The sequence below is a fragment of the Streptomyces sp. NPDC002730 genome, assembly GCF_042888805.1.
Taxonomy (GTDB): domain Bacteria; phylum Actinomycetota; class Actinomycetes; order Streptomycetales; family Streptomycetaceae; genus Streptomyces.
Genome location: NZ_JBIAQG010000011.1, coordinates 225,629 through 243,052 on the forward strand (window position 1 = coordinate 225,629; position 17,424 = coordinate 243,052).

Sequence of the window (17,424 nt, forward strand, 5' to 3'; positions counted from 1 at the left end):
CGGCTAAATGTGCGATTTGAGGCCCTCTTGTGAGGAGATCGCGCCGGGGTTGGAGTGGCTGAAAACGTCTGTATGTACGACCAAGGCCCCCTCATGTGTGGTGAGGGGGCCTCAGTTCTGCGTGCGCCGCCAGGGACTCGAACCCCGGACCCGCTGATTAAGAGTCAGCTGCTCTAACCAACTGAGCTAGCGGCGCCTGCTGACCTGGAGAACTCTACCCGACAGCCGCGGGTGCTCATGACCATTCTCTGATCATTCCGGCCTGTCGAATCGTCTTTTATTACCTTCATTCCGTCAAAATGCGATGAGACGGGATAGTTGGCGGCTGGCCGGGGACGCCGGCAGTGGATGCCGGCACCCGTGCGACAGGGCCAAAAGAACTTGATGAGTGCGGAGGGTCTGTATGACCGTGCCGGTGTTCGAGGAGTACGAGCCTGCGGCCGACTGCGGCTGCGCGGGCTGTGCCCAGCAGCGCCGCGCCCTCGCGGCCGGAGGCCACCCGAACGCGCACGGCTTACGCCGGGCGCTGGCCGTGCTCGCCACGGCGGGCGTGGTGCTCGGCAGCGGCGGAGCAGGAGTGGCGGACGCCGTCGGCCCCGCGGCTGCCGGTACCGCGCGGCCGGGTGAGGCCGTCGACGCGCAAGCCACCGCCGACCCGGTGCCCGTGACCGAGCAGGGCCGCAGCGGTCCGCTGCACGGACCCTCGGGCAAGTCGGCCACGGCCGCCGCGCCGCTGCGCAAGACGACCCGGGCCGAGATCATCAACCGGGCCAAGAAATGGGTGAGCGCGGGCGTCCCGTACAGCATGGAGCTGTACTGGACCGACGGATACCGCCAGGACTGCTCGGGCTATGTCTCCATGGCATGGGGCCTGGCAGACAACGAGTGGACGGGGAGCCTCGCCGAGTACGCCACCCGGATCACGCGCGAGGAGCTGCAGCCCGGCGACATTCTGCTCTTCCACAACCCGGACAATCCGACCCGGGGCTCGCACGTCGTGCTCTTCGGCGGCTGGACCGACTACACGCACACCTCCTACATCGCGTACGAGCAGGTGAAGCCGCAGGCCCGTAAGCAGGCCACGCCCATGGCGTACTGGACCAACTCCAGCAAGTACCTGCCCTACCGCTACAAGGGCCTCACCGGCGCCGCGATGGAAGCGCCGTCCGTCGCCACCGTTCCGGGTACGGGCACCAATCCCGGGACAGCCAACAATCCTGGGACGGGCGCCAACCCCGGCATGGGCGCCAAACCCGGGACGGACGCCTATCCGGGGAGGACGGCCTTCGGACCCGGTGCGAACAACAAGTACGTCACCCGGCTCGCCGAGCTGCTCTCCACCCGCGGCGGAAAGCACTTCTACCCCCAGGGACCCGAACCGCGCTGGGACGACATGGACCGGCTGGCCACTCAGGCGTTCCAGCTCTCCCAGGGCTGGCAGGGCGCGGAAGCGGACGGGATGCCGGGGCCGGGCACCTGGCGGCTGCTGGTGACCAGGAAGGGCAGGAACATCATCGGCGCGGGGGCGAGCGGGCCCGGTGGTAAGAGCGCGGTCGCGCCCGCCTACCCGGGGCGCGGCTACTTCCTTCCCGGCCGGTCCAGTAGTTACGTCACCCAGCTCGGCCGGCAGCTGGTGAAGCGCGGCTACGGCAAGCACTACACATCGGGGCCCGGGCCGGCGTGGGGCGAGGCGGACCGGCGCAATGTCGAGGCGTTCCAGCAGGCCCAGGGCTGGCGCGGCGCCGCGGCCGACGGCTTCCCGGGACCCGAGACCTGGCGGCGGCTGTTCGCCTGACGGCGCGGCTGTCCGGCGCAGTCGGCCGACGGAGCTGACCGGCAGAGCTGCGCGGTGGAACTGCGCGGTGGAGCTGACCGGCACGGCGACGGCAGTACGGAACGACCAGTGGAGGTGGCAGTCATGAACACCACGACCCCGGAGCCGGACGGCACCGTGCCGTCCGACAGCCCGCGGCACACCCCGGTCATCGCCCAGGAGGTCACCACCGAGATTCCGGTGCATCTCCTCTTCCGCGAGGACGACTCCCTGCCGCTCGCCCCGCGGTCCGCCGTCGTCGGGTGGCGGCACGGCACCGGCGAGCAGCCGAAGGTCGGCCGCAGAACCGCGGTGCCGCGGTCCGCCGTGGTCCCACCGCGGCCCGCGCCGCCCGTCGATCCGGACCTGGTCGAGCGGGCCGCGCCCGCGCTGCCCGGCTGGACCGGGGTGGTCGCCGGGCTGTGCGCGCTGGCCGGGATCGGCGCGTTGCTGTGGGGGGTCGGAGCGCTGCCGGGCAGGGTGACGAGGCTGCTCGGGCTGCCCTCGTATCCCTTCAACGGCATCGGGATCGGGCTGTGGTGCCTGCTCACGCTGGGCGTGGTGCTGGCGCTCTTCGCCTTCGGCGGGCTGGGATGCGGCCGGGTCGGACACGCCTGGGTGCTGACGATCTTCGGCGACTACCAGGGGAGTGTGCGGCGTACGGGGCTGGTGTGGGTCAATCCGTTGCTGCTGCGCCGCGGGGTCGATGTACGGCTGCGGCACTGGCGCAGCGAACCGATGCCGGCGGTCGACGCGGACGGGACGGCTCTGCGCGTCGTGGTGCTCGTGGTGTGGCGGGTCAAGGACACCGCGCGGGCGGCGCTCGGCGTCGAGGACCACGAGAACTATCTGAGCGAGCAGGTCGAGGCGGCGATGGCGCGGGTGCTCTCGCAGCTGCCGGCCGATGCCTTCCACGAGGACGCGCCCACCCTGCGCGATGCCGAGGCGGTCGGCGACGCGCTGACGCGTCTGCTGTCGGCGGAGTGCGCTCCGGTGGGGATCGAGCTTTTCTCGGCGCAGCCGACGGGGATCGAGTACGCGCCGGAGGTGGCGGTCGCGATGCAGCGCCGACGGATCGCCGCGATCGACGCCAAGCACCGGGACAGCGAGCTGACTTCGGTGGTGAAGGCGGTGGACGACGTGGTGAACCGGCTCACCGAGCGTGGGCTCGTCGCGCTCGACGACCACGAGCGCAAGGCTCTGGTGAAGGACCTCACCGTTGCCTTCTACAAAGGGGGTTCGGGGCCCGCAGAAGGTGCGTGATTGGTCTGGACATGTTCAAGTTCTGTTAATACTCTGGGACTTGGTCTAGACCGGAAACCGGAATGCGTACCACCGCACGCGTGCAGCACGGCCCACAGAACTCCCCCACGTTCTCCTGGAGCGAAGCATGCGCAAGAAGATATGCGCGGGCGTGGTCGGCCTCGTAGTGGCGGGCACCACCATGCTCGCGACCGGCAGCGCCAGCAGCCATGGCTACACCGACTCGCCCATCAGCCGCCAGAAACTCTGCGCCAACCGCACGGTCGCCAACTGTGGCGAGATCATCTACGAACCCCAGAGCGTCGAAGGCCCCAAGGGCTTCCCCGCGGCGGGTCCGGCCGACGGAACGATCTGCGCCGGCGGCAACAGCCGCTTCGCGCAGCTCGACGACCCACGCGGCGGCACCTGGCCCACCACCAAGGTCTCCTCGGGGCAGAACTACACCTTCCGGTGGCAGTTCACGGCCATGCATGCGACGACCGACTTCAAGTACTACATCACCAAGAACGGCTGGAATCCGAGCCAGAAGCTCACCCGTGCCTCGCTCGAGTCGCAGCCGTTCCTGACAATCCCGTACAACGGCCAGCGCCCGCCGTCCACGCTCAGCCACTCCGGGACGCTGCCGTCGAAGTCCGGCCGGCATCTGATCCTCGCGGTGTGGACCGTGCACGACACCGGCAACGCCTTCTACGCCTGCTCGGATGTTCAGTTCTGACGGATAGTCAGTTACCGTGCGGCGCCATGAGGAACGCGGAAGCAGGCACCCTCGCGGAGCTCGTACAGCGCCAATGGGGCGACCACCGGGTGGGGCTGAGCGGCCAGGACTTCGCACTCAGCCACCACCAGGTCGCCGCGGGCGCCGCCGCACGGGCCGCGCTCCTCGTGGATCTCCTGCCGCGCGGAGCCGAGCCGCACCTCGGGGTACTGCTCGACAACACCCCGGAGTTTCCCCTGTGGCTCAGTGCGGCGGCCCTGGCCGGGGCCGCCGTGGCGGGCATCAACCCGACCCGGCGCGGGCCCGAACTGGCCCGCGACATCCTGCACACCGACTGCCGGGTGCTGGTCACCGAACGCGCCCACCTTCCCCTCCTCGACGGGCTCGGCCTGCCGGGGGTCCGGGTGCTGGTGACCGATCCCGACAACGCCGCCTACGCCGAGCTGCTCGCCCCGTACGCCGCCGCGGAACCCGGCGACGCCACGCTCGGTCCTGTCGGGCCCGGCAGTCGGCTGCTGCTCTACTTCACCTCCGGGTCGACGGGCGCGCCCAAGGCCGCGATCTGCACCCAGGGCCGGCTGGCGGCGGCGGGCGCGTCGCTGGCTCGGTACTTCGGCGTGTGTGAGGCCGACGTCCACTACATCTGCATGCCGATGTTCCACGGCAACGCGGTGATCGCGGACTGGGCGCCGGCGCTCGCGGGCGGGGCGGGGGTCGCGCTGCGCCGCCGCTTCTCGGCGTCCGGTTTCCTCGATGACGTACGGACGTATCGTGCGACCTATTTCACTTACGTGGGGCGGGCGGTGCAGTACCTGCTGGCCACGCCCGAACGGGACGACGACCGCGAGCACAGGCTGCGGCTCGGCTTCGGCACCGAGGCGGGCGCGGTGGACGCGGCGCGATTCGAGGCGCGATTCGGGGTGCGGCTGGTGGAGGGCTACGGCTCCTCCGAGGGCGGCGCGGCGATCCAGCGCACCCCCGACACCCCGGCCGGCGCGATCGGCAGGGCGAGCCCGGGGGACGACCTGGCGGTGGTCGACCCCGACACGGGGAAGGAGCGGACGGCCGCGGTACTGGACGCGGGCGGACGGCTGCTCAACGGGGCGGATGCGATAGGGGAGCTGGTGAACCGGGGGCCGAGCCCGTTCGAGGGCTACTGGCGCCACCCGGAAGCGGACGCGGCCCGGACCCGCGGCGGCTGGTACTGGACGGGCGACCTCTTCTTCCGTGACGCGGACGGCTTCCTGTACTTCGCGGGACGCACGGACGACCGGCTGCGGGTGGACAGCGAGAACCTCGCCGCCGCGATGATCGAGAACATCCTGGCCCGATGGCCGGACGCGGCGGGGGTGGCGGTCTACGCGGTGCCGGACCCGGTGGCGGGCGATCAGGTGATGGCGGCTCTCGCGTTGCGGGACGGCGTCTCGTTCGATCCGGTGGGATTCGAGGATTTCCTGGTGTCGCAGCCGGATTTGGGTACGAAGATGGCGCCGCGCTTCGTGAGGGTGCTGCGGCAGCTGCCGGTGACCGCGACGAACAAGATCCACCGCGTGGCGCTGCGGCGCGAGGGCTTCGGCAACGGGGAGGGCAGCGGCGAGGGCAGCGGCGACGTGTGGTGGGCGGAGCCGGGCAGGAGCGGCTATCGCCGGCTGACGGAGGCGGACAGGACGACGCTGCTGGCCCAGTACGGGCACCACGGCAGGGCGGGTCTGCTCACGCCCTGAACCATGGGGGTTCCGGTCCGGAAACGCAGCTGGGGCTTCTCGGATGACCGAGAAGCCCCAGATGATCAGTTGTGCGCCGCCAGGGACTCGAACCCCGGACCCGCTGATTAAGAGTCAGCTGCTCTAACCAACTGAGCTAGCGGCGCTTACTGGCACCAGCCGCGCGGCAGCTGATGACTCGGTAATACTACCTGGTCCCGAGGGGTGCTTCGGACACCGTCGGCGTCCGCCCTAGATCGCCAGCGACAGCACCACCGGCGCCGCCTTGCGGTTCAGCGTGTCCGCCGCCGAGCGCAGCCGGTGGGCGTGCTCGATCGGGAGGGACAGTGCCAGGCAGCCCACTGCCGAGCCCGCCGTCAGTGGAACCGCCGCGCAGACCGTGCCCACCGCGTACTCCTGGAGGTCCAGCATCGGGACCGTCGGGGGCTGGCTGTCCAGTTTGGAGAAGAGCAGCTTCTCGCTGGTGATCGTCCGCGAGGTGAGGCGGGCGATCTTGTGGCGCGACAGGTGGTCGCGGCGGCCGTTCTGGTCGAGCTGGGTCAGCAGGCATTTGCCGACGGCGCTCGCGTGGGCCGCCGAGCGGAAGTCCACCCACTCGTTGACCTTCGGCGTACGAGGGCTGTCGGCGAACTGGGTGATCTTCACCTCACCGTCGATGTACCGGCTGATGTAGACCGCCGCGCCGACCGAGTCGCGCAGCTCGGCGAGGGTCTCCTGCAGTTTCGCCTGAAGTGCCTGCTGACGGGTGACCCCGGAGCCCAACAGGATCAGTGAGTCGCCGATCATATAGGCGCCGTCCGCGACCTGTTCCACATAGCCCTCGCGGCGCAGCATCGCCAGCATGGGGGCCAGGTGGCCGGTCGGCAGACCGGTCTCGCGCGCGATCTGGACGTCGGTGACACCGCCACCGTGCTTGGAGACCGTTTCCAGCACGCGCAGGACATACTGTATTGAATGGAACGGCGCGGTCGGCTCGGGCTTCAGCGCCACGGTTTCCCCCTAGCAGGTTGTGACCGCAAGTTTCCCTACCACGATAGCGGCCAAGAGCCGTTTAGAGGGCTGCTGTTGGCGAGAATGATGGTGCGCCCCAGCCTCATACGCTGGGGCGCACTCGATTGGCATATGCCAGGGTCACACTTATCGGTAGGAGTAAGTGGTCAGAGCACCGCACCGAGAAACTCGCGAGTACGTTCGTGCTCCGGTTCGGAAAAGATTTTCTCCGGAGATCCGGACTCGATGACCTTGCCGGAGTCGAACATCAGCACCTCGTCCGAGATGTCCCGGGCGAAGTTCATCTCGTGCGTGACGCAGAGCATCGTGATGTCGGTGGAGCGGGCGATGTCCCGCAGCACGTCCAGCACACCGGCGACCAGCTCAGGGTCGAGCGCCGAGGTGACCTCGTCAAGGAGCAGCACCTGCGGCCGCATCGCCAGCGCCCGGGCGATCGCCACCCGCTGCTGCTGGCCGCCCGACAGCTGCGTCGGCTTCGCGTCGCAGCGGTCGCCGAGGCCCACCAGGTCCAGCAGCTCCTTGGCGCGCTCCTCCGCCTCGTCCTTGGACATGCCGAGCACCCGCACCGGGGCCTCGGTGATGTTCCGCAGGGCGGTCATGTTCGGGAACAGATTGAACTGCTGAAAAACCATGCCGATCTGCTTGCGTGCCTCGCGGCGTTCCTTCTCGGCGGCCGGAAACAGGCGCTGCCCATTCACCTGGATCGTGCCCCGGTCGGGCGATTCCAGAGTCATCAGCAGCCGCAGGATCGTGGTTTTGCCGGAGCCGGACGGGCCGATCAGCGTGACGTGTTTACCGGGCTTCACCGAGAAACAGAGGTCGTCCAGCACGGTGTTGTCGCCGAAGCTCTTCGTCACATTCTCGAAGCGGATCAGCTCACCGGACGTGTCGGGGGTCGTGGTGTCGAGGGTGGTGGTGTCGGGGGTGCTGTCAGGAGACAAGGCGGCGCTCCAGGGCTCGAACGAGAAGAGAAGCCGGGTAGGCGATGAGGATGAAGGCGATGCCGATCACGGTCAGCGGCTCGGTGTACTGGAACGTCGCGGCGCTCTCCAGCCGGGACTGCTGCAGCATCTCCAGTACGCCGATCGCGGCGAGAAGCGGTGTGTCCTTCAGCATCGCGATGACGTAGTTGCCGAGGGCCGGGGTGATGCGCCGGATCGCCTGCGGCAGGATCACCGCGAACCAGGTGCGGTGGGCGGGCAGGCTCAGCGCCTTCGCCGCCTCCCACTGACCGGCCGGCACGGCTTCGATACCGGCCCGGTAGACCTGTGCGGTGTACGTCGAGTAGTGCAGCCCGATCGCGATCGTGCCGGTGGTCAGCGCCGAGAACTGCACGCCCCACTCCGGCAGTACGAAGTAGAGGAAGAAGAGCTGCACCAGCAGTGGGGTGGTGCGGATGAACTCCGTGACGAGGTTCACCGGCCACCGTACGAAGCGGGTCGGCGCCCTGAATCCGATCGCCCAGACCAGGCCGAGCGTGAAGGAGATCAGCGAGCCGAGCACCAGGATCTGCAGCGTGATGAGCACGCCGTCCCAGAAGCGCGGCATGAAGTCCGCGACCGCGGACCAGTCCCAGGTCACTTCGAACCACCTCCGGAGGCGGAGTTGGTGACGGCTCGCCTGGCGAACCACGCACCGGGGCCGCTTCCGGGAACCGCGATGCCGATGTTCCGCTTGGTCTTCTTCTCCAGCGCCTTCATGGAGCGCGTCACGACGAACGCGAGCACGAAGTAGATCACCAGGCTGATGGTGTAGATCTGCGCGCTCTCCTGCGTGGCCAGGCGCACCAGGTACGCGGCGAAGGAGACATCACCCACGCCGAGCAGCGACACCAGCGCCGTGCCCTTGAGCAGCTCGATCAGCAGATTGCAGAACGGCGGGATCATCTCCGGCACCGCCTGCGGCAGCAGGATCAGCCGCATCCGCTGCCAGGGTGTGAAGCTGAGCGCGACCCCCGCCTCGCGCTGCGCGGGAGTCACCGAGTTCAGCGCGCCACGCACGATCTCGGCGCCGTACGCACCGTAGGAGAGGCCGAGCGCGAGCACCGCGGCCCACATCGGGACCAGCTGCCAGCCGAGCAGCGGCGGCAGCACGAAGAACAGCCAGAACATCAGCACCAGCGCCGAGGTGCCGCGGAAGATCTCGGTGTAGAAGCCCGCGAGGAAGCGGACGAAGCGCGAGCGGTGGGTGCGGGCGATGCCGACCGTGAAGGCGACCGCCGCGGCCAGCACCGCGCTGTACACCAGCAGTTGGACGGTTATCCAGATGCCCGGGAGCACCCAGTTCTGCCAGAGTCCGGCTGTCATCGGCACAGCTCCTTGGCAGTGAGCTTGGTCATCTCGTTCTCGGTGAAGCCGAACGGCCGCAGAATGCGGAAGAGTTCGCCGCTCTTCTTCATCTTGTGGATCTCGAGATTGAAGGCGTCGCGCAGCTCCGTGTCGGTGGGCCGGAAGGCGAACCCGCCACCGTCGATCTTCTTCTCGCCGTCGACCACGGCCGCGAACGGCTCGGTCGCTTCCGCCTTCGCGCTCTTCTTCACCACCTCGCGGGTGGTGAGCGCGGTGCCGGCGAAGACGTCGACCCGGCCCGACTCGACCGCGTTCAGCCCCGCCACCTGGTCCTGGAGGATGACGATGTCCTTCTCCGGGTAGCCGGCGGCGACCGCGTACTCGATCTCCGCGTAGCCGGTGCCGGTGGCGAACTTCGCCTTGGCCTTCACCACGTCCTCGTACGTCTTCAGGTTCTTCGGATTGCCTTTGCGCACGATGAACGAGTCGAGCATCTGGTACTCGGGGTCGGCGAATATGACCTGCTGGCAGCGCTCCTTGTTGATGTACATCCCGGCCGAGACGACATCGAACTGCTGGGAGTTGAGCCCCGGGATGAGCGAGGCGAAGTCGGTGGCGACGGGCTGGACGGTGTCGATGCCCAGCCGCTTGAAGATGACACGGGCCAGCTCAGGGGCCTCGCCGGTGAACTCGCCGTTCTTGTCGACATAGCCGTAGGGCACCTCGCCCGCGATGCCCAGGCGCACCGTGCGCTGGGACTTCAGCCGGGCCAGGGCGTCCCCGGAAGGGACCCGGGCGCAGCCCGCCGTGCCCGCGGCGCCGAGCGCGCCGGCAGCAGCGGTGCCGAGCAGCAATGTGCGTCTGCGTATCGATCCTGGTTGTCTTGTACGAGCCATGGCCGCGCGGCTACCCGGCTCCAGGCGGGGTATGCGTACGAGATGGCCGACCGATACGTGACCGTAGCCCTCGACAAGCGCGGTGTGCAGTGCACCGCGAAACTGCTGACCGACAAGGCCCCGCTGACCTGCGCTGCCGTGTGGGACGCGCTGCCCCTGGCCGGGGATGTCTACCACGCGAAGTATGCCCGTAATGAGATCTATGCACTGCTGCCGGCGTTCGCGGAGCAGGAACCACCGCTGGAGAACCCGACGGTGACTCCCATTCCGGGCGACCTCTGCTATTTCACCTTCTCCGACGTGCAGTTGGGTACGGCGTCGTACGGATACGGGGAGCAGGCCGCCCACCACGGCCGCCGTACCGTCGTCGACCTCGCCCTCTTCTACGAGCGCAACAACCTGCTGCTCAACGGCGACACCGGCTGGGTCCCCGGCATCGTCTGGGGCTCCGTGGTCGACGGCCTCGACCGGATGGCCGAGGCCTGCCACGACCTGTGGCGGGCGGGTGCGCTGGGTGAGACGCTCAGCTTCCGCCGGGCCCCGTAGGAGAGGGCACGGGCATCGCGGCCGCGCCCGACTCGTACAGGGCGTGCGCCGCCCGCAGTACCAGCGCGTCGGCGTGCCGCGGCCCGATCAGCTGGACGCCGATCGGCAGCCCGTCCTCGTCCACGCCGCACGGCACCGTCGCGGCGGGCTGCTGAGTCATGTTGAAGGGGTACGTGAACGGCGTCCACCCCGTCCAGCGGCGGTGCCCCGAGTGCGCCGGCGTCTCGACCCCGGCCTCGAAGGCCGTGATCGGCAGGGTCGGCGTGACCAGCAGGTCGTACGAGGTGTGGAACCGCCCCATGCGCCGGCCCAGCTCCATCCTGGTGTCCACGGCCGCCAGATACTCCAGCGCGCTGTACCGCGCCCCGATCCCGGAGATCTCGCGCAGCCCCGGGTCCAGCAGCTCCCGCTGCTCCGCGCCGACATGCTGCAGCAGCCGGGCCGCGCCGCTGAACCACAGGGTGTGGAAGGCCTCCACCGGGTCGGCGATATCCGGATCGGACTCCTCGATGTACGCGCCGAGCTCCGCCAGCGCCCCCACTGCCCGCCGCACCGCGGACGCGACCGCCGGACGCACCGCGACCTGACCGCCGAAAGACGGCGAATAGGCGATCCGCAGCCCCTTCACCCCGTCCGCGAGGCCGTCGCGGACGCTGTCCGCCGGGCCCAGATGTGACCAGTCCCGCCAGTCCTCGCCGCTGATCACATCGAGCATCAGCGCGGCGTCCGCGGCGTCCCGTGTCATCGGGCCCGCGTGGGCGAGCGTCCCGAAGGGGCTGGACGGATACAGCGGCACCCGTCCGTACGTCGGCTTCAGGGCGAAGATCCCGCAGAAGGACGCGGGGATGCGGACCGAGCCGCCGCCGTCCGTGCCGATCGACAGCGGACCCGCGCCGAGCGCCACGGCCACCGCGCTGCCGCCGCTGGAGCCGCCGGATGTCCGCGCCGGATTGTACGGATTGCGGGTCACCCCGTGACGCGGCGAATCGGTGACGCCCTTCCAGCCGAACTCCGGCGTCGTCGTCCTGCCGAGGAAGACCGCGCCGTGCGCGCGCAGCCGGGCGACGGACGGTGCGTCCTCGTTCCAACTGCCCTCCGCCCGTACGGTTCGGGAGCCGCGCAGGTTCGGGACGCCGCGCTGCAGCAGAAGGTCCTTCACCGTCACCGGCACTCCGTCGAGCAGCCCCTGCGGCTGCTTTCTGTGCCACCGCTCGGCGGACGCCCGCGCCTGGGTCAGTGCCTGTTCGGCATCGACCCGGACGAAGGCATTGACCAGCGGTTCCACCACCTCGATCCGTTCCAGCGCAGCGAGGGTCGCGTCGACGGGGGTGAAGTCGCCCTTCTCGTAGCCGGCCAGCAGTTGGCGTGCGGTCAGGTCAGTCAGCGGAGACATCATGCATGGGGACGTACCCACGTTTCTTGTCCACCACGTTCGGGAACGGCTTTCCGGCCTCCCACAGTTCGTACAACTCGACGAACTGTTCACCCAGACGGTCCCGCCAGCCGACCGTGTCGCCGCTCATATGCGGCGAGACGATCAGCCCGGGGACGTCCCACAGCGCACTGTCGGGCGTGAGCGGCTCGGACTCGAACACATCGAGGGCCGCGCCCGCGATCCACCGGTTGGTCAGCGCCGTGACGAGATCGTTCTCCACGACCAGCGGACCGCGCCCCACGTTGATGAAGCGCGCCGACGGCTGCATCACTCCGAAGCGCCGCCCGTCGAACATCCCGCGCGTCGCATCGGTGAGCGGTGCGGCGCAGACGACCCAGTCGGCGCGGGCGAGCAGTCGGTCGAGATCCTGCGTGCCGTGGATTCCGGGCCGCTCGGTGCGGCCCACGACCGCCACGGTGACGCCGAGGGCCTCCAGCGTGCGGGCCACTGCCCGGCCGATGGGGCCCGCGCCGACGACCGTCGCCCGGGTACCCGCCACCCGCAGTCCCTCGCGGTGGCGCCAGCGCCGCTGCCGCTGGAGCTCCAGGGTCCCGGGGATGTCCTTGGCCATGGCGAGCACGAGTCCGGCCACATATTCGGCGATCGGTTCCTCGAAGACCCCGCGGGCGTTGGTGACGACCGTGTCGGAAGCGATCAGCTCGGGGCACAGCAGCCGGTCCACGCCCGCGCTCGGGGTGTGCACCCAGCGCGGCCGCGGGCCCTCGCCCGGCCAGCCGACGCGTACCGCGTCGGAGGTGAAGTCCCATACCAACAGGACGTCTGCATAAGGGAGTTGAGAGGCGAGCGTCTGCTCGTCGGCGTACTGGACGCGGACCCGTCCGGTCAGCCGGCCGAGGCGCGGCGGGGGATCGGCCGCGAGTACGAGGAGGGTGGGTCCAGACATCAAGCGGAAGCCGTTTCGTAACGTCTGACATGTACGGATTGACCCACGCTCGCACCCGAACCTAACGTCGTCAATAACACGCTAAGGGGGCCTGCGATGGATGTCTCCTTTCTCGGCGGACCACGGCCACAGCGCGGTGTCGGTGTGGTCGCCCCGTTCGATTTCGCCCTGGACCGGGAGCTGTGGCGCTGGGTCCCCGACGATGTCTCGCTGCGTCTGACCCGTACGCCGTATGTGCCCGTCGAGGTCTCGTTGGACCTGGCCCGTCTGGTGAGCGAGCACGAGACGCTGCGCGAGGCGGTACGGGCACTGGGCGCGTCCGAGCCCGAGGTGGTCGCCTATGCCTGTACCTCGGGAAGTTTCGTCGGCGGCCTGGCCGGGGAGCGGGCCATGTGCGAGGCGATGAGCTCGGCGGGGGAAGTGCCCTCGCTGACCACCTCCGGCGCCCTGCTCGAAGCACTCGACGAGCTGGGCGCCGGCCGTATCGCCCTCGTCACGCCCTATACGGAATCGGTGACCCAGGCGTTGGAGGAGTATCTGGGAGAAGCTGGGGTAACGGTCACGGGCCGCGCTTTTCTGGGACTGACCCGGCACATCTGGAAGGTGCCGTACCGGTCGGTCGTCGACATGGCGCGGCAGGCGGTGGTGGGCGCGGCGGACGCGCTCTTCATCAGCTGCACGAATCTGCCGACGTACGACGCGATCCCGCAGCTGGAGGCCGAATTGAGGATGCCGGTGCTCTCGGCGAACCAGGTCACGATGTGGGCGGCGCTGCGCGGAATCGGGGTGCACGCGGTCGGCCCGTACCAGGCGCTGCTGCTGCAGCCGGAAGCCCTGGAGCCGGAGCCGCCGCAGGTGCCGCCGGCTCACCAGGCACCGCAGCCTCAGCAGGCCCAGCAGGCTCAGCCCGAAGAACAGGAAGGCTGGACATGACCACGGTCGGACTTCTCTACCCCGGGCACTCGGCCGAGGACGACTATCCCCGGTTCGAGGTGCTGCTCGACAGCGACATCAGACTGCCCGTCGTCCACACCGACATCGGCGAGGACGCACATCGCGTCGACGCGCTGCTGGAGATGGGCGCGTCGGAGCGGCTCGCCGCGGGAGTGGAGGAGCTCCGGCTCGAAGGAGCGGAGTCGGTGGTGTGGGCGTGCACCAGCGGGAGCTTCGTGTACGGCTGGGAGGGGGCGCACGAGCAGATCCGCTCCCTCGCCCGGGCCGCGGGCCTGCCCGCGTCGAGCACGTCGTTCGCTTTCGCCCATGCGGTACGGGAGCTGGGCGCGGCACGCGTCGCGGTCGCCGCGACCTACCCGGAGGACGTCACCGCGCTCTTCACCGCCTTCCTCAAGGCGTCCGGCGCCGAGGTGGTCGCGGACAGGGCGAGCGGGATCATCACGGCGGCCGAGGTGGGCAGCTGGGGCCGGGCGGAGGTGCTGGAACTGGCGCGCGCGGGCGACCATCCGGACGCGGAGGTGGTGCTGCTGCCGGACACGGCTCTGCACACCGCGGCGTACCTCGCCGAACTGGAGGAGACGCTGGGCAAGCCGGTGCTCACCGCCAACCAGGTGACGGTGTGGGAGGGGCTGCGGCTCGCTGACCGCAGGGCCTGGGTGTGGGGGCCGAAGCTGGGCACGCTGTTCGCGAAGCGGGAATAAACGGAGAGGCCCTCCTGTTCCTCTGTGCTGTACGTATCTTCATGCGCAGGAGGGCCCCACCGGTGGACGAGATTCGAGGCACGGCGAACGGAACCGCACCCGTACCGCTGTCGGTACTGGACCTGGTGACGGTCGGCAGTGGCCGCACCGCGACCGACGCCCTGCGCACCAGCGTGGACATCACACGGCTCGCCGAGCGCCGCGGCTTCCACCGCCACTGGGTCGCCGAGCACCACTCCATGCCGGGCGTCGCCTCGTCGTCCCCGGCCGTGATCCTCGCCCACCTCGCCGCCCACACCGAGCGCATCCGTCTCGGCTCCGGCGGTGTGATGCTCCCCAACCACGCGCCGCTCGTGATCGCCGAGCAGTTCGGCACGCTCGAGGCCCTCGCGCCGGGCCGGGTCGACCTGGGCCTGGGCCGCGCGCCGGGCACCGACGGTGCGACCGCCGCCGCGCTGCGGCGTACCGACCGGCTCAGCGAGGGCGCGGACGAATTCCCGCAGCAGCTCGCCGAGCTGACCCGGTTCCTCGACGACGACTTCCCGGACGGCCATCCGTACGCCCGTATCCACGCGGTCCCCGGTCCGGTCCAGGGCCCCTCGGCCCGCCCGCCGATCTGGCTGCTCGGCTCCTCCGGCTTCAGCGCTCGGCTGGCCGGCGTACTCGGACTGCCCTTCGCCTTCGCCCACCACTTCTCGGCGCAGAACACCGTCCCGGCGCTGGACCTCTACCGCGACTCCTTCCGCCCCTCGGAGCTCCTGGACGCCCCGTACGCGCTGATCGGCGTCTCCGCGCTCGCCTCGGACGACGAGCGGGAGGCCCGCCGTCAGGTCCTGACCGGCGCGCTGTCGATGGTCCGGCTGCGCACCGGCCGCCCCGGGCTGATCCCCACGCCCGAGGAGGCGGCGGCGTACGAATTCAGCGCCATGGAGCGGGAGTTCGTGGACAGCTGGCTGTCGAACGTCATCCACGGCACGCCGGACGCGGTGCGCACCGGCCTGGACGACCTCCAGAAGCGCACCGGCGCCGACGAGTTGATGATCACGGCCAATGCGCACGGCGGCGATGCGCGGCTGCGCTCGTACGAACTGATCGCGGATGCCTACGATTTGCCGGGTGGAGTGGTTCATTCCTGAACCGCTTGCCCGCGGGCCCTTAAGGGAGTCCTAAAACCGCTCGTCACCGATGGTGGCGGGCGGTTTCGCATACCGGGTGCGGGTGCCTGACAAGCGGTTTCTCCGGGAAATTGGTCTAGTCCTTATTTGGTTCAGACCATTGACGCAGTGGTGGCCGGATCGCTATCTCTTCTCCAACTCCCGTTCTGGATTCCGTTAATTCGTTCCTTCACGCACCCCCCCCCGGAGGCTGTACGTGCGCTCCCGCAGACCCTTGCTCGCGGCCCTGACGACCGCGGCCCTCGCCGCCGGCGCCCTGGCCGGTTTCACAGGCCTCGGCACCGCCGGTGCCGCGGCCCGCGACGACGTCACGACCGCCGCCGCGTCCACCGGCGGGGTGAAGATCGCGTACTACGACCAGTGGAGCGTGTACGGCAACGCCTTCTATCCCAAGCACCTGGACACCCGGGGCATCGCGGACAAGCTCGACGTCATCAACTACTCGTTCGGCAATATCCACCCCACCGATCTGACCTGCTTCGAGGCGAACAAGGCGGCGGGCGACGACGCCAACCCCAACGCCGGTGACGGCGCGGGCGATTCGTACGCCGACTACCAGAAGTCCTTCGCCGCGGCGGACAGCGTCGACGGCGTCGCCGACACCTGGAACCAGCCGATCGTGGGGGTCTTCAACCAGTTCAAGGAGCTGAAGGCGAAGCACCCCAAGCTCAAGATCAATATCTCGATCGGCGGCTGGACCTACTCCAAGTACTTCCACGACGCCGCGAAGACGGACGCGAGCCGCAAGAAGCTGGTCGCCTCCTGCGTCAAGCAGTACATCGCGGGCGACCTGCCGGTCGACGGCGGCTACGGCGGCGCGGGCGCGGCCGCCGGGATCTTCGACGGCATCGACATCGACTGGGAGTACCCGGGCTCGGAGGGCGGCCACCTCGGCAACCACTACGGCGCCGAGGACAAGGCCAACTTCACGCTGCTGCTGGCGGAGTTCCGCAAGCAGCTCGACGAGTACGGCGCGGCGCACGGCGGCAAGAAGTACCTGCTGACGGCGGCGCTCCCGGCCGGCCAGGACAAGATCAGGAACATCGAGACGGACAAGATCGGCGCGTACCTCGACTACGCGAACATCATGACCTACGACATGCACGGCGCCTGGGACGCGGACGGACCGACGTACCACCAGTCGCCGCTGTACTCGCCGGCCTCCGACCCGACGGACGTGATCGCGCCGGGCACGCAGAAGTACTCGATCGACAACGCCATCGACTCCTGGCTGGACGGGAACGCGGCGTACGGCATCGCGGGCGGCTTCCCGGCGAACAAGCTGACGCTGGGGTACGAGTTCTACTACCGCGGCTGGAAGGGTGTCCCGGCCGGCGCGAAGAACGGCCTCGCACAGTCCGCGACCGGCGCCTCGGGAGTCCGCCCGGTCAGCCAGCAGGCAGGCATCGCGCACTACAAGGAGCTCGGCGGCATCGTCGACAACGCGGCGACGACGTTCTGGGACGACGAGGCGAAGGCGGCGTACTTCTACAAGGACGGGGAGTTCTTCACCGGCCTCGACAAGCGGGCCATCCAGGCGCGCGCGGACTATGCGCACAGCCGCGGTCTGGCGGGCGCGATGATGTACTCGCTGCTCGGCCTCGACGAACAGACCACGCTGCTCAACCAGATCGTGACGGCGGTCGGCGGCTCGACCACCCCGGACCCGACCCCGTCGGCCACGACGCCGACGCCGTCTCCGTCGGCCCCGACCCCCTCCCCGAGCAACCCCACCCCGTCGCCGTCCGCCCCGCCGGCCGGCTGCACGGCACCGGCCTGGTCCGCGACCCCGGCGTACACCGGCTCGACGCAGGTCTCCCACAAGGGCCATGTCTGGAAGGCCAAGTGGTGGACGCAGGGCGAAGAGCCGGGCACCACAGGCGAGTGGGGCGTCTGGCAGGACCTGGGCGCCTGCTGAGCTGACCTCCCCCTTTCCCCCCACAGGCGACCGCCCCCGCCGGAATTCCCTTCCGGCGGGGGCGGTTCGGTGTTTCTGGAC

16 protein-coding genes and 2 tRNA genes are annotated in these 17,424 nt (G+C 69.5%); 9 read left to right on the forward strand and 9 right to left on the reverse strand.

What is annotated here, in order from left to right; genetic code table 11:
• Window positions 1-122 precede the first annotated feature (122 nt).
• Window positions 123-196, reverse strand: a tRNA-Lys gene (locus tag ACFYXH_RS27670).
• Between the two features lie 207 nt (window positions 197-403).
• Between ACFYXH_RS27670 and ACFYXH_RS27675 the strand changes: the two genes are divergently transcribed.
• The 4 genes from ACFYXH_RS27675 to ACFYXH_RS27690 all read left to right on the forward strand — a co-directional run bounded on the left by ACFYXH_RS27675 (window position 404) and on the right by ACFYXH_RS27690 (window position 5,515).
• The gene (locus ACFYXH_RS27675; protein ID WP_389568232.1) at window positions 404-1,795 is read left to right on the forward strand and encodes a peptidoglycan-binding protein; all 1,392 of its coding nucleotides are present in this window, start codon (window positions 404-406) and stop codon (window positions 1,793-1,795) included.
• A 123-nt stretch (window positions 1,796-1,918) separates the two neighbouring features.
• Window positions 1,919-3,076, forward strand: a complete 1,158-nt coding sequence (locus ACFYXH_RS27680) for an SPFH domain-containing protein (RefSeq protein WP_389568235.1) — start codon at window positions 1,919-1,921, stop codon at window positions 3,074-3,076.
• Window positions 3,077-3,203: 127 nt separating this feature from the next.
• Complete coding sequence (locus ACFYXH_RS27685; RefSeq protein ID WP_389568238.1) at window positions 3,204-3,791, forward strand: lytic polysaccharide monooxygenase; 588 nt, start codon at window positions 3,204-3,206, stop codon at window positions 3,789-3,791.
• Window positions 3,792-3,817: 26 nt separating this feature from the next.
• Window positions 3,818-5,515: an AMP-binding protein gene (locus ACFYXH_RS27690; protein ID WP_389568241.1), complete on the forward strand. Its 1,698-nt coding sequence runs from the start codon at window positions 3,818-3,820 to the stop codon at window positions 5,513-5,515.
• A gap of 72 nt (window positions 5,516-5,587) precedes the next feature.
• Here ACFYXH_RS27690 and ACFYXH_RS27695 read toward each other — a convergent pair.
• The 6 genes from ACFYXH_RS27695 to ehuB all read right to left on the reverse strand — a co-directional run bounded on the left by ACFYXH_RS27695 (window position 5,588) and on the right by ehuB (window position 9,710).
• Window positions 5,588-5,661: transfer RNA gene (locus ACFYXH_RS27695), tRNA-Lys, on the reverse strand.
• Between the two features lie 85 nt (window positions 5,662-5,746).
• Window positions 5,747-6,505, reverse strand: coding sequence for an IclR family transcriptional regulator (locus ACFYXH_RS27700; protein ID WP_389568244.1), 759 nt, complete (start codon window positions 6,503-6,505; stop codon window positions 5,747-5,749).
• 167 nt (window positions 6,506-6,672) lie between these two features.
• A complete protein-coding gene (ehuA, locus tag ACFYXH_RS27705) occupies window positions 6,673-7,467 on the reverse strand; it encodes an ectoine/hydroxyectoine ABC transporter ATP-binding protein EhuA (RefSeq protein WP_389568247.1) in 795 nt (264 codons plus the stop codon).
• Complete coding sequence (ehuD, locus tag ACFYXH_RS27710) at window positions 7,457-8,107, reverse strand: ectoine/hydroxyectoine ABC transporter permease subunit EhuD (protein ID WP_389568250.1); 651 nt, start codon at window positions 8,105-8,107, stop codon at window positions 7,457-7,459. Before ehuD ends, ehuA begins: the two co-directional genes overlap by 11 nt.
• On the reverse strand, window positions 8,104-8,832 hold the full coding sequence (ehuC, locus tag ACFYXH_RS27715) for an ectoine/hydroxyectoine ABC transporter permease subunit EhuC (RefSeq protein WP_389568253.1): 729 nt from the start codon (window positions 8,830-8,832) through the stop codon (window positions 8,104-8,106). Before ehuC ends, ehuD begins: the two co-directional genes overlap by 4 nt.
• The gene (gene ehuB / locus ACFYXH_RS27720; RefSeq protein ID WP_389568256.1) at window positions 8,829-9,710 is read right to left on the reverse strand and encodes an ectoine/hydroxyectoine ABC transporter substrate-binding protein EhuB; all 882 of its coding nucleotides are present in this window, start codon (window positions 9,708-9,710) and stop codon (window positions 8,829-8,831) included. The genes ehuC and ehuB overlap by 4 nt, the downstream gene beginning before the upstream one ends.
• A 42-nt stretch (window positions 9,711-9,752) precedes the next feature.
• Between ehuB and ACFYXH_RS27725 the strand changes: the two genes are divergently transcribed.
• Window positions 9,753-10,256 carry a DUF3830 family protein gene (locus ACFYXH_RS27725; RefSeq protein ID WP_389568259.1) on the forward strand — a complete coding sequence of 168 codons (504 nt, stop codon included), beginning with the start codon at window positions 9,753-9,755 and terminating at the stop codon, window positions 10,254-10,256.
• Here ACFYXH_RS27725 and ACFYXH_RS27730 read toward each other — a convergent pair.
• On the reverse strand, window positions 10,234-11,649 hold the full coding sequence (locus ACFYXH_RS27730; protein WP_389568537.1) for an amidase: 1,416 nt from the start codon (window positions 11,647-11,649) through the stop codon (window positions 10,234-10,236). The genes ACFYXH_RS27725 and ACFYXH_RS27730 overlap by 23 nt on opposite strands.
• Window positions 11,633-12,595: a D-2-hydroxyacid dehydrogenase gene (locus ACFYXH_RS27735; protein WP_389568262.1), complete on the reverse strand. Its 963-nt coding sequence runs from the start codon at window positions 12,593-12,595 to the stop codon at window positions 11,633-11,635. The genes ACFYXH_RS27730 and ACFYXH_RS27735 overlap by 17 nt, the downstream gene beginning before the upstream one ends.
• Window positions 12,596-12,691: 96 nt before the next feature.
• Here ACFYXH_RS27735 and ACFYXH_RS27740 point away from each other — a divergent pair, with 96 nt between their 5' ends.
• The 4 genes from ACFYXH_RS27740 (at window position 12,692) to ACFYXH_RS27755 (ending at window position 17,343) form a co-directional block, all read left to right on the forward strand.
• The gene (locus tag ACFYXH_RS27740; protein WP_327323769.1) at window positions 12,692-13,528 is read left to right on the forward strand and encodes a decarboxylase; all 837 of its coding nucleotides are present in this window, start codon (window positions 12,692-12,694) and stop codon (window positions 13,526-13,528) included.
• The gene (locus ACFYXH_RS27745; RefSeq protein ID WP_389568266.1) at window positions 13,525-14,250 is read left to right on the forward strand and encodes a decarboxylase; all 726 of its coding nucleotides are present in this window, start codon (window positions 13,525-13,527) and stop codon (window positions 14,248-14,250) included. The genes ACFYXH_RS27740 and ACFYXH_RS27745 overlap by 4 nt, the downstream gene beginning before the upstream one ends.
• A gap of 41 nt (window positions 14,251-14,291) precedes the next feature.
• Window positions 14,292-15,386, forward strand: a complete 1,095-nt coding sequence (locus ACFYXH_RS27750; protein ID WP_389568269.1) for an LLM class flavin-dependent oxidoreductase — start codon at window positions 14,292-14,294, stop codon at window positions 15,384-15,386.
• Between the two features lie 235 nt (window positions 15,387-15,621).
• Window positions 15,622-17,343 carry a glycosyl hydrolase family 18 protein gene (locus ACFYXH_RS27755; RefSeq protein ID WP_389568272.1) on the forward strand — a complete coding sequence of 574 codons (1,722 nt, stop codon included), beginning with the start codon at window positions 15,622-15,624 and terminating at the stop codon, window positions 17,341-17,343.
• Window positions 17,344-17,424: the final 81 nt, after the last annotated feature.

What these genes read in the sequence shown, in the direction of transcription:
- ACFYXH_RS27675 (WP_389568232.1), top strand. Translation starts at nt 404, where the DNA reads ATGACCGTGCCGGTGTTCGAGGAGTACGAGCCTGCGGCCGACTGCGGC.
- ACFYXH_RS27680 (WP_389568235.1), top strand. Translation starts at nt 1,919, where the DNA reads ATGAACACCACGACCCCGGAGCCGGACGGCACCGTGCCGTCCGACAGC.
- ACFYXH_RS27685 (WP_389568238.1), top strand. Translation starts at nt 3,204, where the DNA reads ATGCGCAAGAAGATATGCGCGGGCGTGGTCGGCCTCGTAGTGGCGGGC.
- ACFYXH_RS27690 (WP_389568241.1), top strand. Translation starts at nt 3,818, where the DNA reads ATGAGGAACGCGGAAGCAGGCACCCTCGCGGAGCTCGTACAGCGCCAA.
- ehuC (WP_389568253.1), bottom strand. Translation starts at nt 8,832, where the DNA reads ATGACAGCCGGACTCTGGCAGAACTGGGTGCTCCCGGGCATCTGGATA.
- ehuB (WP_389568256.1), bottom strand. Translation starts at nt 9,710, where the DNA reads ATGGCTCGTACAAGACAACCAGGATCGATACGCAGACGCACATTGCTG.
- ACFYXH_RS27725 (WP_389568259.1), top strand. Translation starts at nt 9,753, where the DNA reads ATGGCCGACCGATACGTGACCGTAGCCCTCGACAAGCGCGGTGTGCAG.
- ACFYXH_RS27730 (WP_389568537.1), bottom strand. Translation starts at nt 11,649, where the DNA reads ATGTCTCCGCTGACTGACCTGACCGCACGCCAACTGCTGGCCGGCTAC.
- ACFYXH_RS27735 (WP_389568262.1), bottom strand. Translation starts at nt 12,595, where the DNA reads ATGTCTGGACCCACCCTCCTCGTACTCGCGGCCGATCCCCCGCCGCGC.
- ACFYXH_RS27740 (WP_327323769.1), top strand. Translation starts at nt 12,692, where the DNA reads ATGGATGTCTCCTTTCTCGGCGGACCACGGCCACAGCGCGGTGTCGGT.
- ACFYXH_RS27745 (WP_389568266.1), top strand. Translation starts at nt 13,525, where the DNA reads ATGACCACGGTCGGACTTCTCTACCCCGGGCACTCGGCCGAGGACGAC.
- ACFYXH_RS27750 (WP_389568269.1), top strand. Translation starts at nt 14,292, where the DNA reads ATGCGCAGGAGGGCCCCACCGGTGGACGAGATTCGAGGCACGGCGAAC.